This is a genomic window from Enterobacter sp. SCRI0065 (assembly GCF_059766475.1).
Genome location: NZ_JCBAJB010000003.1, coordinates 197,852 through 210,699 on the forward strand (window position 1 = coordinate 197,852; position 12,848 = coordinate 210,699).

Sequence of the window (12,848 nt, forward strand, 5' to 3'; positions counted from 1 at the left end):
CCCCTCACCCCGGACCGTACACGGGGAGAGGGTTAGGGTGAGGGGGAAGGTTTTTACGGCGCTGGATTCACCAGCAACTGCCCCACTGAACCACGATCCGCCATTTCCAGCGTCTGGCTGTGGAACAGGAACGGGAAGTGTGCCCAGGAAGGTTGCCCGTAATAGACCAGCAGTTCAACCTGCCCATCGACCCAGACGGTATCTTTCCAGCCACGGTCTTCCGGGAACGGCATCGCCCCGTTGACGTTGCGGATGAGGAAACTCACGCCTTCAATATGGAACGACTGCGGCATTTCCGCGCGCACCGTCCAGCGCTCCCACGTCCCCTGTTGAGCGGTGATATCAATGCGATTCACATCCCACAGCGCACCGTTGATGCCCGGATCGTCGCCCAAACTAAGATCACGCGTGCGAACCGGCGTGCCGCTCAGGATTTCTTGCGGCAACAATCGCATCGGCAGGTTATCCGTCACCAGCGGCAACAGGCCTGTCGGACGCAACGTTAATACCAGCGTGGAGACGAGAATACTTGAGGGTTCAAAGAAGCCGCGAATTCGATCAACAATACTCGCCGCCTCGCCGCAGGTGATCGACACTTCATCACCGTTGGTCATGTCCACGAGGATTTCGCGACGTTCGCCCGGAGCCAGCGCAAGCTGTTTGACGGACACGGGCGCAGGCAAGAAGCCCTGATCGCCAGAAATCACATGCAGGGCGCGACCATCGCTCATTTGCAGCAAATAGCGACGCGAGTTTGACGCATTCAGTAGACGCAGACGGACCCAGCCGCGCGAAACTTCAACGTAAGGACTTTGCGCGCCATTCACCATCAAAATGTCGCCAACAAATCCACCGCTGCCCGGCTCGCTGTATTCTGGCGTGCCGAAGTTATCCAGACGCTTGTCCTGGATAATGACCGGGAAATCGTCGACGCCATAATGGTTCGGGATAGGCAGCGATTTGCTCACTTCATCTTCCACCAGCCACATCCCGGCCAGGCCGTTGTAAACCTGCTGCGCGGTGCGGTTTGGCGTGTTGGCGTGATACCACAGCGTTGAGGCACTCTGGCGGATCGGCAGCACTGGCGCCCAGTCGGCGCTCGGCGACAGCATACGCGCCGCACCGCCAATCAGTGGGCCTGGCACCTGCAAACCGCTAATGGTCATCGCGACGTTTTCCGTCAGACGGTTGCTGTAAATCAGCTTCACGTCGTCGCCGTTCCAGACGCGGATAGTTGGGCCGAGATAGCGGCCATTAATGCCCCATACCGACGCGCGAGTTCCCTGGGTGAAGGACCAGTGAGAACGCTGCATCGTCAGAAAAAGCGGCTGACCACGACGGGATTCGAGCAACGGCGGAATGGGCAGCGGTTGCTGCTGCCCGGCGGCGTTGGCTGTCAGCGGAACCGCACCTGCACAAAGGGCGATTCCCGAAGCCTGAATAAACTGACGCCGACTGAATGACATATTTGCTCCATGTAAAACGGCTAACTACGTGGGAATTCGTTTTCCCTTTAATTCCGGCTTAAAGCTTTCCGGCGGCTTCTCTTTCTGCAACTTCTTTGTCGAGCATTTCAATATGACGGGCCATCAGGTCGCGGCAATGCGCTGCCAGCTCGCGAACCTGGTCTTTACCGTATTGACTGGTATCAACAGGCGGGAGCATTTCAACAATCACCAGCCCGTTTTTCAAGCGATTAAGATTAATCTTATTAGATGTATTGGAAACGCACACAGGAATAATCGGTACGCCTGCCGCAATTGCAGCATGAAACGCGCCTGTTTTGAACGGCAGCAGCCCACGACCACGGCTACGAGTTCCTTCCGGGAACATCCAGATAGAGATTTTGCGTTTCTTAAAATGGCTCACGACTTCAGCGATGGTGCTGTGCGCTTTGGCGCGATTATTACGGTCGATCAGCAAGTTACCGGTGAGCCAGTAAAGCAGCCCGAAAAAAGGGATCCACAGCAGGCTTTTTTTACCCACGGTAACCGTTGGCGGCTGCACAATAGCCGCGGCGGTCACCATATCGTAGTTATTTTGATGATTGCCGATATAGATGGCGTTGCCGAAATGTTCCACGCCTTCAGGTAAGCGGGTTTCCACTTTCATGCCATACAGCGGTGCGAGGCGGCCAAACATGCGGCCAAAGGTGGAGACATGTTTTGGGTTACGTGGGCTGAACAGACAGTAAATACACCCGAACACGCAAACCAGAATGCAGTAGATAACGGTAAGAATTAAGCGAACAATTAATAGCATAGCGACCTCAGAAGCCCTAACAGCTGACAAGTATACTGCAACTGCCGCCGGGTAAGAATTATGTTTTATATAACGGAAATTTTAGCGAGAACCCCCTTCTGAACAGAAGGGGGAGAAGCTATTTTACTCTTCGCTATCGCCCGATTTTGGTCGGTTTGGCGAGTCGATCTCAATGCGGTCAATACGCTGTAGACCACGCATCAGCGAACCGCGGCGTCCACGCTCGCCAATCACTTTCTGTAACTCTTCCGGACGCAGTTTAATTTTGCGCTTGCCGACGTGAATGGTCAGCGTGCTTTGCGGCGGCAGGATAAACAGATGCGCCAGACCATCCTCGCCTTTTGCTGCTTCCGCTGACGGAATATTGATTATCTTGTTGCCTTTGCCTTTCGACAACTGCGGCAGATCGCTTACCGGGAACATCAACATACGCCCTGCCTGGCTAATCGCCAGCAGCATATCTGTCTCGTTCTCAATCAACAGCGGCGGCATGACATGCGCGTTATCCGGCAGGCTAATCAGTGCTTTACCCGCACGGTTACGTGCCACCAGATCGTTGAAGGTACAGATGAAGCCATAACCCGCGTCGGAGGCCATCAGCAGCTTCTGCTCTTCGCTTTCCATCAGCATATGGTCCACGCTGGCACCCGGTGGCAGCGTCAGTTTGCCGGTGATCGGCTCACCTTGCCCGCGCGCCGATGGCAGCGTAATCGGGTCGATGGCGTAGCTGCGCCCCGTGGAGTCGATAAACACCACCGGCTGATTGCTCTTGCCTTTCACCGCCGATTTGAAGCTGTCACCCGCTTTGTAGCTTAATCCAGGCGCGTCGATGTCGTGGCCTTTGGCGCTACGCACCCAGCCGCTTTGAGACAGGACAATCGTCACGGGTTCAGATGGCAGCATGTCGTGCTCGTTCATTGCCTTGGCTTCTTCACGCTCGTGCAGCGGCGAGCGACGGTCGTCACCAAACGCATCGGAATCAGCTTGCAGCTCTTTCTTCAGCAGATTGCTCATCTTGCGCTCGGACGCCAGAATCGCCTGCAGCTGATCGCGCTCTTTTGCCAGCTCGTTCTGCTCACCGCGAATCTTTACCTCTTCCAGCTTGGCGAGGTGGCGCAGTTTCAGTTCGAGGATCGCTTCCGCCTGAGTATCGCTAATACCAAAGCGCGACATCAGCGCAGGCTTTGGCTCGTCCTCGGTACGGATTATCTCAATGACTTCGTCAATATTCAGGAACGCGACCAGTAAACCTTCGAGGATATGCAGGCGCTTGAGCACTTTTTCCAGACGATAGTTCAGACGGCGACGCACGGTATCGCGACGGTACACCAGCCACTCGTTCAGGATCTCCAGCAGGTTTTTCACCGACGGGCGACCGTCCAGGCCGATCATGTTCAGGTTAATGCGATAGCTTTTTTCAAGATCGGTGGTGACGAACAGGTGGTTCATTACCTGCTCCATATCCACGCGGTTGGAGCGCGGCACGATCACCAGACGCGTCGGGTTTTCGTGGTCCGACTCATCGCGCAGATCGTCAACCATAGGCAGCTTTTTATTGCGCATCTGGGCAGCAATCTGCTCCAGCACTTTTGCGCCTGAGACCTGGTGCGGCAGTGCGGTAATCACCACCGCGCCGTCTTCTTTGGTCCATACCGCGCGCATACGTACCGAGCCGCGACCGTTCTGATAGATTTTGCGAATTTCAGCACGCGAAGTGATGATTTCAGCTTCGGTCGGGTAATCCGGCCCCTGCACGATATCCAGCACTTCATCAAGGGTGGTATTCGGTTTTTCAATCAGCGTAATCGCCGCTTTAGCCACTTCGCGCAGGTTGTGCGGCGGGATATCCGTCGCCATCCCCACGGCAATACCGGTGGTGCCGTTCAGCAGAATATTCGGCAGACGCGCGGGCAGCATTTTCGGCTCTTGCATCGTACCGTCAAAGTTCGGTACCCAGTCGACCGTCCCCTGCCCCAGTTCGCCCAGCAGCACTTCTGCGTATTTGGACAGGCGTGATTCGGTGTAACGCATCGCTGCGAAGGATTTCGGATCGTCCGGTGCCCCCCAGTTTCCCTGGCCATCGACCAGCGGATAACGATAGGAGAATGGCTGTGCCATTAATACCATCGCTTCATAACAGGCGCTGTCGCCGTGCGGATGGTATTTACCGAGAACATCACCCACGGTACGGGCGGATTTTTTGAATTTGGCGCTGGCGCTCAGGCCCAGCTCGGACATCGCAAAGACGATGCGGCGCTGAACGGGCTTCAGGCCATCACCGATAAACGGCAATGCCCTGTCCATGATGACGTACATGGAGTAGTTCAGATAGGCGTTTTCAGTGAATTCATGTAGCGCGATGCGCTCTGCCATATCGCTCATTAATTGTGATTCCTCAACTCAGAAACCTGTGGGTTTCAGGCAATATTGCCGCAGATACTACCCTATCTGGCGAGTTGAGTCACAAAGAAAAAGGGCCGATGAGTCGGCCCTTTTTTGACGTTATTTGTTCAGCTTGATGACCTGTTTGACGTCGATTTCAAACTCATTCCACTCTTTATCAACCTTACCCTGAATTTCGACTTTATCCTGCGGGGTGATGGTCAGACCGTTCCAGCGTTTGTGGTCGATCTCGACGTTGACCGTGCCGGTTTCATCGCGGAACAGGTAACGGTCGTCAGACAGGCGTTCGGTGATATTACCGCGCAGCTTCACCCAGCTGTCGTCCTTCTGATCCTTAACCTTTGCCGCCGTAGTCAGGTTGGCGTTGGTGTCCACGAACCCACCCTGCTGAGTTTGCGCCTGGGTCTGGGTTTGGGCTGGCGTCGCTGACGGGCCGTTAAATCCGCCTTGAGCGGCGAAAACCGGTGCCGTGGTCATCATCATGATTGCTGTAATTGCAGCGAATTTTTTCATCGTATTCTCTCCCTTTAATGTGGTTTCGAGTTCCATTAAACAGGGTAAACCTTAACAACTTCTTAAGGGGAAAATTTATTTATTATTTCTGTACAGTAAGCTCATCCAGAGGGTTTACTGCATCATCACGGAGGGGAAAATGCGCATATTACTGGTAGAAGATGACAAGCTTATCGGCGACGGTATCAAAGCCGGGCTAACCAAAATGGGTTTTAGCGTTGACTGGTTCACCGATGGCGGTACCGGAAAAGCCGCGCTTTATTCAGCGCCGTATGATGCGGTGGTGCTGGACCTCACGCTACCCGGCATGGATGGGCTAGAGATCCTGCGCGAGTGGCGCGAAGGCGGTCGCAGCGAGCCGGTACTGATCCTCACCGCCCGCGATGCACTTAATCAGCGGGTCGAAGGCCTGCGCCTTGGTGCCGATGACTATCTGTGTAAACCCTTTGCCTTAATAGAAGTGGCAGCCCGCCTTGAAGCGTTGGTGCGCCGCAGCCACGGTCAGACGCGCCGTGAATTACGTCACGGAAAGGTCACGCTGGATCCGGTCAGCCTGGTGGCAACACTCGATGGCGAAACGCTGGCGCTCAAGCCGAAAGAGTTCGCCCTGCTGGAGCTACTGATGCGTAACGCGGGCCGCGTGTTACCGCGTAAGCTCATCGAAGAAAAACTCTACAACTGGGATGACGACGTTTCCAGTAACGCCGTCGAAGTCCACGTCCATCATTTACGCCGCAAGCTTGGCAGCGGATTTATCCGTACCGTGCATGGCATTGGTTATACCCTGGGTGACGCATGAAACTGACGCAACGTTTAAGCCTAAAGCTACGCCTGACGTTACTCTTTTTACTGCTGTCGCTGGCGGCCTGGATGGCAGCAAGCGTGGTCGCCTGGCAGCAAACCACGAATAAGCTCGATAAGCTTTTTGATACCCAGCAGATGCTGTTCGCCAAACGTCTGCTGACGATGGATATTGATGAGCTAAAAGCCCCCGCTCGCATGCGCGACATCCCGAAAAAGGTAAAGCACGGGCATCTGGACGACGATGCGCTGGCATTCGCGATCTATTCCACCGACGGAAAGATGCTGCTGCACGATGGCGAAAATGGTCAGGATATTCCGTATGACTATCGCCGCGACGGCTTTGATAACGGGCAGCTTAAGGGTGACAAAGACGAGTGGCGCTTCCTGTGGTTGACCGCGCCGAATGGCAAATACCGCATTGTCGTGGGCCAGGAGTGGGAATATCGTCAGGATATGGCGGTAGATGTTGTCACCTCACAGCTCACGCCGTGGCTGATTGCCCTGCCGTTAATGCTGTTATTGCTGATCGTCCTGTTGAGCCGCGAGCTACGCCCGTTAAAAAAACTTGCCCAGTCGCTGCGTCTTCGCTCACCCGACGCGACCGATACGCTTTCTACACAAGGTGTCCCCGCAGAGGTGCGTCCACTGCTTGATGCGCTCAATCATCTGTTTGAACGCACTCAGGAGATGATGACCCGCGAGCGCCGCTTTACTTCCGATGCGGCTCATGAACTTCGCAGCCCGCTGACGGCGCTGAAAGTACAAACCGAGGTCGCGCAACTGTCGCTCGACGATCCCGCGGCGCAGGAAAAAGCACTGATGCAGTTGCACGCGGGAATCGACCGGGCCTCTCGACTGGTGGAGCAACTGCTCACCCTGTCGCGGCTGGACTCGCTGGACAATCTCGACGATATCGAACCGATCCCGCTGGCCGATCTCCTGCAATCTGCGGTGATGGATATTTATCATCCGGCGCAGATTGCAGGTATTGAAATCCGATTAAACGTGAACGCGCCACAGGTCACGCGCCCCGGCCAGCAGCTGTTGCTGAGCCTGCTGGTGCGTAACCTGCTGGATAACGCCGTGCGTTATAGTCCGCGCGGTAGCGTGGTGGACGTGACGCTGGATGCGCGCAGCTTTACCGTGCGCGATAACGGACCGGGCATTGCGCCCGCCGAGCTGGCGCGTCTTGGCGAGCGTTTTTATCGTCCGCCGGGCCAGGATGAAACCGGCAGCGGGCTGGGGTTGTCCATCGTGAAACGTATTGCCGCGCTGCATGGAATGCACGTCTCGCTGGGCAATGCGCGGGAAGGCGGCTTCGAGGCCAAAGTCGGTTGGTAGCAGAATTATTGCGTAAACAGCAAAAGACTTTATACATTTTGCTTATTTTTCCGCATCGCTGTCGCGCGTAGAATCGCGGACATACTCTCAACGATGAAGACCCCATAATGAGCAACATTCTGATTATCAACGGTGCGAAACAATTCGCGCATTCGAAAGGCCAGCTTAATGACACCCTGACCGAGGTCGCGGACGGTTTCCTGCGCGACGCCGGGCATGATGTTAGAGTCGTGCGTACCGACGGCGACTACGATATTCCGGCAGAAGTGCAGAACTTCCTGTGGGCCGATGTGGTGGTCTGGCAGATGCCGGGCTGGTGGATGGGCGCACCGTGGACCGTGAAAAAGTACATGGACGATGTGTTCACCGAAGGCCACGGTTCCCTGTACGCCAGCGATGGTCGCACCCGTTCTGACGGGGCGAAAAAATACGGTTCCGGCGGCCTGCTGCACGGCAAAAAATACATGTTATCTCTGACCTGGAATGCCCCGCTGGATGCATTTACCGACGAAGATCAGTTCTTCCACGGCGTCGGTGTTGACGGTGCTTACCTGCCGTTCCACAAGGCTAACCAGTTCCTGGCAATGGAACCGTTGCCGACGTTTATCGTCAACGACGTCATTAAAATGCCGGACGTCCCGCGTTATATCGCAGAATATCGCAAGCATCTCGCCGAGATTTTTGCTTAACTGGTCGCCTGGAAAGAAAAGGAGTTAACCATGCTTACCGTTATTGCTGAAATCCGTACCCGTCCAGGTCAACATCACCGCCAGGCGGTGCTGGATGAGTTCGCGAAGATTATCCCGGCCGTGTTAAATGAAGAAGGCTGTCACGGCTATGCGCCGATGGTGGACACCGCCGCTGGCGTGAGTTTCCAGACCACCGCGCCTGACTCGATCATCATGGTTGAGCTGTGGGAAACCGTGGCACACCTGGAAGCACACCTGCAAACGCCACACATGAAAGCTTGGGGCGACGCGGTAAAGGGCAACGTTCTGGAAACGCATATCCGTATTCTGGAGCAAGGGGTTTAGGTTTTTTGCCCCTCACCCCAGAGGGGCGAGGGAGAAAAGCCCGCACCGAGCAGTCCCCTCTCCCCTCTGGGGTGAGGGGATAAACTACCAGTACAACTTCCAGCTTTGCGTGAACCGCACCAGCGCCTCGACGTAGAAATAATCCCCCCAGCTTGCACATTCATCCACGCCCTTATCGCTCGCCAGATGGTAAACCGAGTGCTTAAGCAGGCCGTTGCCCTTCTCTTCTTTGCCCATCAGGTAGTGCCTGGTCAAAGAGGACATGATGCCTTTGGCCCATTCCAGATAACGTTCACGATCCGGATCGGTCACCGGGAGATGTTTGACCAGCTCCAGCAAGCCGCACACTGCAATCGCCGCCGAGGACGAATCACGCAGCGCGTCGGTGCCCACCAGCGCCAGATCCCAGTGGCACACGCTGTCTTCCGGCAGGCGGTTGAGGAAATAGTTTGCCAGCCGTTTCGACAGGGCAATCATGGTTTCATCGCCGGTGTAGATATAGCTCAGCAGGAAACCGTAAATCCCCCACGCCTGTCCACGTGACCAGCAGGAGTCGTCGGCGTAGCCCTGCTGGGTGTTGCCGTAGCGCGGTGCGCCGGTTTTCACGTCCATGTAATAGGTGTGGAACGTTGAAGCATCTTCGCGAATCAGGTATTTCGCCGCCTGGGCAACGTGGGCTTTTGCGGCTTCGGCAAAGCGCGGATCGCCCGTCTGTTCCGTCGCCCAGTACAGCAGCGGCAGGTTCATATTGCAGTCGATGATCATTCGCCCGGCCTGGTCGGGATCGGACAGATCGCCCCACGCCTGGATGATCTTCGCTTTCTGGTGAAAACGTTCGAGCAGCGCTTCAGCCGCCAGCAGCGAGAAGCCGCGCGCCTCGCGGTTCTCCGTCAACCGCCAGGCTGCCACGCACGAGAGCGTATACAGGAACCCTAAGTCGTGAGTATTGGTGTCGCTGCGCCCGGCGATGCGCAGGCCAAACGACCGCACGTTTTTTTCTGCCATTGTGCGGAATTTCTCATCCCCGCTCATCTCCCATGCCAGCCACAGCTGTCCGGTCCAGAAACTGGTGGTCCACTCGACGTTCTCGGTCAGCGGGTAATATCCCTCTTTGCAGGTCTCAGCCGGGAATTTTTCACCGAACTCCGTTAAATGACGGCTAATCAGGTCGAGGACATGGTGACGCGCCGAGCGTAATTCATCGCTAAACGCGTGTGCATCGACGGGCGCAGGAATAGCGCTCAAACGTTCCTCTACGATATGACTTAACATATTTCGGTTCCTTCTTTGACGGCGTAAATTATCGAGATGGATGGTGTTCTGCTATGGATATCGCCGACGTACCGCGCCATTTGCTTTGGCATGCGGATAACGTAAAGGCAGAAATCAGGGTAAAGGTCAGCGCGGTGGCGCCCATAATGATATAGGTCTGCTCAAAGCCGATGCGGTCGTACATATAACCTGCCGGTGAAGAGATCACTACGTTACCCACGTACAGCATGGCCTGATAGCCTAATAAATACATGGTGGCATTCACGCGCTTATCGAAATGCTCGGCGATGTATTTAAATACCGACACCAGCAGCAGGCAGATTTCCAGACCGTATAACGGTTTGAGGACCGAGATTAATAAGTGCGAGTCGCACATACCGGAGATAATCAGACGCGCACCAACAATTAATCCGACAATCAGTAATCCACGTTTGGCACCGATAAAGTTCACGAACAGCGGGATCACCATATACATGACGAATTCCATTCCCGACTGCACGGTACCTAAATAACCAAATACCGCGTTGCCCTGATGGATATCGTCAAAGAAGGTGACGAAGTAGCGCGAGAACTGCTGCTCGGCGATAAACATCATCCACGCCACGCCCGCCACGTACAGGCAGAACGCCCAGAACTTACGGCTACGCAGCAGCGCGTAAACATCCGCAGGCGCAATTTTTTCTTTGGTCAGGACATCCCCGGCGTGAACGGAGTTAGTGTTCACTTTCAGATTGAGCAGGACAATCAGCATGATGACCGACGCCACGCTGCCCATAATAAAGTTATACGACGGAGAGAGGTTAAACAGCAGTCCGGAGAACGACGACGCCACCGCCCAGCCAAGGGAACCCCACATGCGAATCTGACCAAACTCCATGCCGTTCAGACGACTGAAACGATCGGAATAGGATTCGCACGCCGCCACGCCCGCATACCAGGCAAAGCTTAAATAGAGCGCACCAATAATAATACCCAGCATGGTATTGGATAATAACAGCGGCTGATATACGTAGATAAAGAACGGTGCCATCAGCGCCGACATGGCGACAACGAAATAGAGCAGATATTTGCTCATACCGATTTTATCGAGAATGTAACCATAAATCGGCTTTAAAATAACGGAGAAGATCCCGTTAACGGCAAATACCGTTCCGATTACCGAGCCGCTAAGATTGGCTTTTTGTCCGAGCCAGATTGCCAGCAGGCCAATACTGGCCGACCAGGTAAAGAAGTAAAGAAAGATAAAGGTGCTGATTTTGTAATATTCGGTTCTGTTATTCGTTGATGTCTTTTCCATACTATCCTCGCCAAAAAGGGGGGCCAGAGTGTTATAAAAAGAACGACAGCTGACGTTCATGATCAGGCTGGCGAATAACAACCTGATTGTTATTGATATGAAGCAGCGGAGTGACCGAGGTGTGCGGTGATTGACCCGCAGCAGTCACCGCGCAGCACAGCCAGCTTTCTCCTTGCGGGAGGGTGGTGGTGAGCATCGGAATGGAGGCGCATTCGGCAAACATGATGCTGCTGTTTGGGGGGGTCACCACGCTGTCCGGCACGCGCTGGATAACGGGCGACAGATCGACAATCACGCTGCTGCCGTTTTCTGCATTGATTCGGCTCCCCCGTCCACCCAGCTCAGGCTCTGCTTTCATCACCGCAAAACCGCCCTCCACCGTTTGCAGCGTTCGCGCGCTGTTCACGCGATGCAAACGAAGATGCCAGTCGCCAAACGGCACCAGCCAGGTATCGATGTGAACGTCATGCCACGGTGACCAACGCGAGAAAATGTAATTTTCATCCACGCGCACCGCTTCGCACTCCCGACGCCCACGGAAATAACTGTCACCATCGGCGAGCAGCAGCATCGAATCGCAGGCAGCGTGTTTCAGACCAAACCGACCGCGCTCAATGGTGAAACCAAAGCGGCTGGAGTAGGCAAATTTGGTGTATTTCGCCTCGGTGTTGACGTAGTTGTTTAGCTCAAGCTGTCCAGCGGTGAGCATCGTGACGTGCTGCGAATTATCGGCGTGCATCAGGATTTGCTGCGCGTGTGCAATGACGTGTTTCTCGACAAGCGCAGGCAACGGTTGTTCTTGCGCCTGCCAGAACGGATGCGCTTCCGGCAGCGCCAGGATCAGATAAGTTTTGAGCGCCCAGTACGGCGATCCCGGCGAGTTATAGTCTTCGCACATGGCCAGGTTCGGATAAGTAAACCCGAGCGTCAGGATACCGTCACGATCGAGAATAGGCTGCTGCTGCCACCAGCGAAGATGGCGCAAAATAATGCCTTTGACGATGCCCGGCGTGAACACATCCAGCCCGGAAAAGGCCACCGCGCTCCAGAAGGCCACCATCGCAAAACGGTAGGTCAGGCTGCGGCCAAACGGCACCGATGCACCATCGGCGGCGGACATATAAATGAAATCATTGGCAAACAGCCGTGAGCGCTCGCGCAGCGCGTTCGCCCTCTCCTCGTCACCGCTGAGCGTGGCGTAAATCAGGCCGTAAAAGTGGAAGGCCATTGAGATGTAGTAATCTTTTGGGCGGCCTATACCGTCGGAATACCAACCGTCGCCGAGATAATAGGCGTCCATCATCGTAAAGCGGCGGTCGATTACCCGCTGGTCGTAGGGCAGCCCGGCGCGTTTGAACCCGAGCTGGACCATAATGGCGAAGTAGTTCCAGTTGCTGTCCGGCATTTGCGCGTCGGTTATCTGGTTGAGCCACGCGTGCAGATTGATGATTTCACGCTCGCTGAACAGGTCGGTCAGCTTATCCTGCAATAGCGACAACCCCAGCCCGTACGCTGCCATCTCGACAAGACGTTGATCGTAGGGTGCGGTTTCGCCCCAGTAGCCAGGGCTTTGCGGATCGGTTCCTTGCTTGATAGCCGCGATGTATTTATCGCTGTACGGGGTGGTATCGCCCGCCGCCATTAACGGAAATAGCCCCCACAACACACGGGATAGCCCTTCCATCTGAGCCACGTCCGTGGCGTAGTGCGCGCAGGTTTCACCCAGCGAAAAGCGCGAACTTCCTTGCGGGAATTGTTTATCCAGCGCGCCCAGCATTGCGTTTAATTCTGCCGCCACGTCCTGGCGGGAAGACAACGGATTTGATGTTTCTTTGTTTGCCGCACACATACGCTCGTCCTCATAATCATCTGCGGCAAAGAATAGTGAATCCCTACGGCGTAGAAATGTTACCCGCGTCACA

At 55.2% G+C, this 12,848-nt stretch carries 11 protein-coding genes; 4 read left to right on the plus strand and 7 right to left on the minus strand.

Annotated features, from left to right (window positions below):
• Nucleotides 1-53 precede the first annotated feature (53 nt).
• The 4 genes from ftsP to AC6EMZ_RS10980 form a co-directional block, all read right to left on the minus strand.
• Nucleotides 54-1,466 carry a cell division protein FtsP gene (ftsP, locus tag AC6EMZ_RS10965; protein WP_498402511.1) on the minus strand — a complete coding sequence of 471 codons (1,413 nt, stop codon included), beginning with the start codon at nucleotides 1,464-1,466 and terminating at the stop codon, nucleotides 54-56.
• A gap of 58 nt (nucleotides 1,467-1,524) precedes the next feature.
• Complete coding sequence (gene plsC / locus AC6EMZ_RS10970) at nucleotides 1,525-2,262, minus strand: 1-acylglycerol-3-phosphate O-acyltransferase (protein WP_498402512.1); 738 nt, start codon at nucleotides 2,260-2,262, stop codon at nucleotides 1,525-1,527.
• A gap of 123 nt (nucleotides 2,263-2,385) precedes the next feature.
• Nucleotides 2,386-4,644 carry a DNA topoisomerase IV subunit A gene (gene parC, locus AC6EMZ_RS10975; protein ID WP_498402513.1) on the minus strand — a complete coding sequence of 753 codons (2,259 nt, stop codon included), beginning with the start codon at nucleotides 4,642-4,644 and terminating at the stop codon, nucleotides 2,386-2,388.
• 120 nt (nucleotides 4,645-4,764) lie between these two features.
• Entirely contained in the window at nucleotides 4,765-5,178 is a 414-nt protein-coding gene (locus AC6EMZ_RS10980) for a YgiW/YdeI family stress tolerance OB fold protein (RefSeq protein ID WP_498402514.1), read from the minus strand.
• A gap of 139 nt (nucleotides 5,179-5,317) precedes the next feature.
• Here AC6EMZ_RS10980 and qseB point away from each other — a divergent pair, with 139 nt between their 5' ends.
• The 4 genes from qseB to AC6EMZ_RS11000 all read left to right on the plus strand — a co-directional run bounded on the left by qseB (nucleotide 5,318) and on the right by AC6EMZ_RS11000 (nucleotide 8,357).
• Nucleotides 5,318-5,977, plus strand: coding sequence for a quorum sensing response regulator transcription factor QseB (gene qseB / locus AC6EMZ_RS10985; protein ID WP_498402515.1), 660 nt, complete (start codon nucleotides 5,318-5,320; stop codon nucleotides 5,975-5,977).
• Nucleotides 5,974-7,323 carry a quorum sensing histidine kinase QseC gene (qseC, locus tag AC6EMZ_RS10990; protein ID WP_498402516.1) on the plus strand — a complete coding sequence of 450 codons (1,350 nt, stop codon included), beginning with the start codon at nucleotides 5,974-5,976 and terminating at the stop codon, nucleotides 7,321-7,323. The genes qseB and qseC overlap by 4 nt, the downstream gene beginning before the upstream one ends.
• A gap of 107 nt (nucleotides 7,324-7,430) precedes the next feature.
• Nucleotides 7,431-8,012 (plus strand): NAD(P)H-dependent oxidoreductase, encoded by a 582-nt coding sequence (locus AC6EMZ_RS10995; protein WP_498402517.1) that lies wholly within the window; start codon nucleotides 7,431-7,433, stop codon nucleotides 8,010-8,012.
• 30 nt (nucleotides 8,013-8,042) lie between these two features.
• Entirely contained in the window at nucleotides 8,043-8,357 is a 315-nt protein-coding gene (locus AC6EMZ_RS11000; RefSeq protein ID WP_498402518.1) for a putative quinol monooxygenase, read from the plus strand.
• 84 nt (nucleotides 8,358-8,441) lie between these two features.
• On the opposite strand, the gene AC6EMZ_RS11005 is transcribed toward AC6EMZ_RS11000, so the two are convergent.
• Genes AC6EMZ_RS11005 through AC6EMZ_RS11015 form a run of 3 tightly spaced genes read right to left on the minus strand, consistent with a single transcriptional unit; the run spans nucleotide 8,442 to nucleotide 12,775 of the window.
• Entirely contained in the window at nucleotides 8,442-9,629 is a 1,188-nt protein-coding gene (locus AC6EMZ_RS11005; protein WP_498402519.1) for a glycoside hydrolase family 88 protein, read from the minus strand.
• A gap of 28 nt (nucleotides 9,630-9,657) precedes the next feature.
• Entirely contained in the window at nucleotides 9,658-10,926 is a 1,269-nt protein-coding gene (locus AC6EMZ_RS11010) for an oligosaccharide MFS transporter (RefSeq protein ID WP_498402520.1), read from the minus strand.
• A gap of 31 nt (nucleotides 10,927-10,957) precedes the next feature.
• Entirely contained in the window at nucleotides 10,958-12,775 is a 1,818-nt protein-coding gene (locus AC6EMZ_RS11015; RefSeq protein ID WP_498402522.1) for a DUF2264 domain-containing protein, read from the minus strand.
• Between the last annotated feature and the right edge of the window lie 73 nt (nucleotides 12,776-12,848).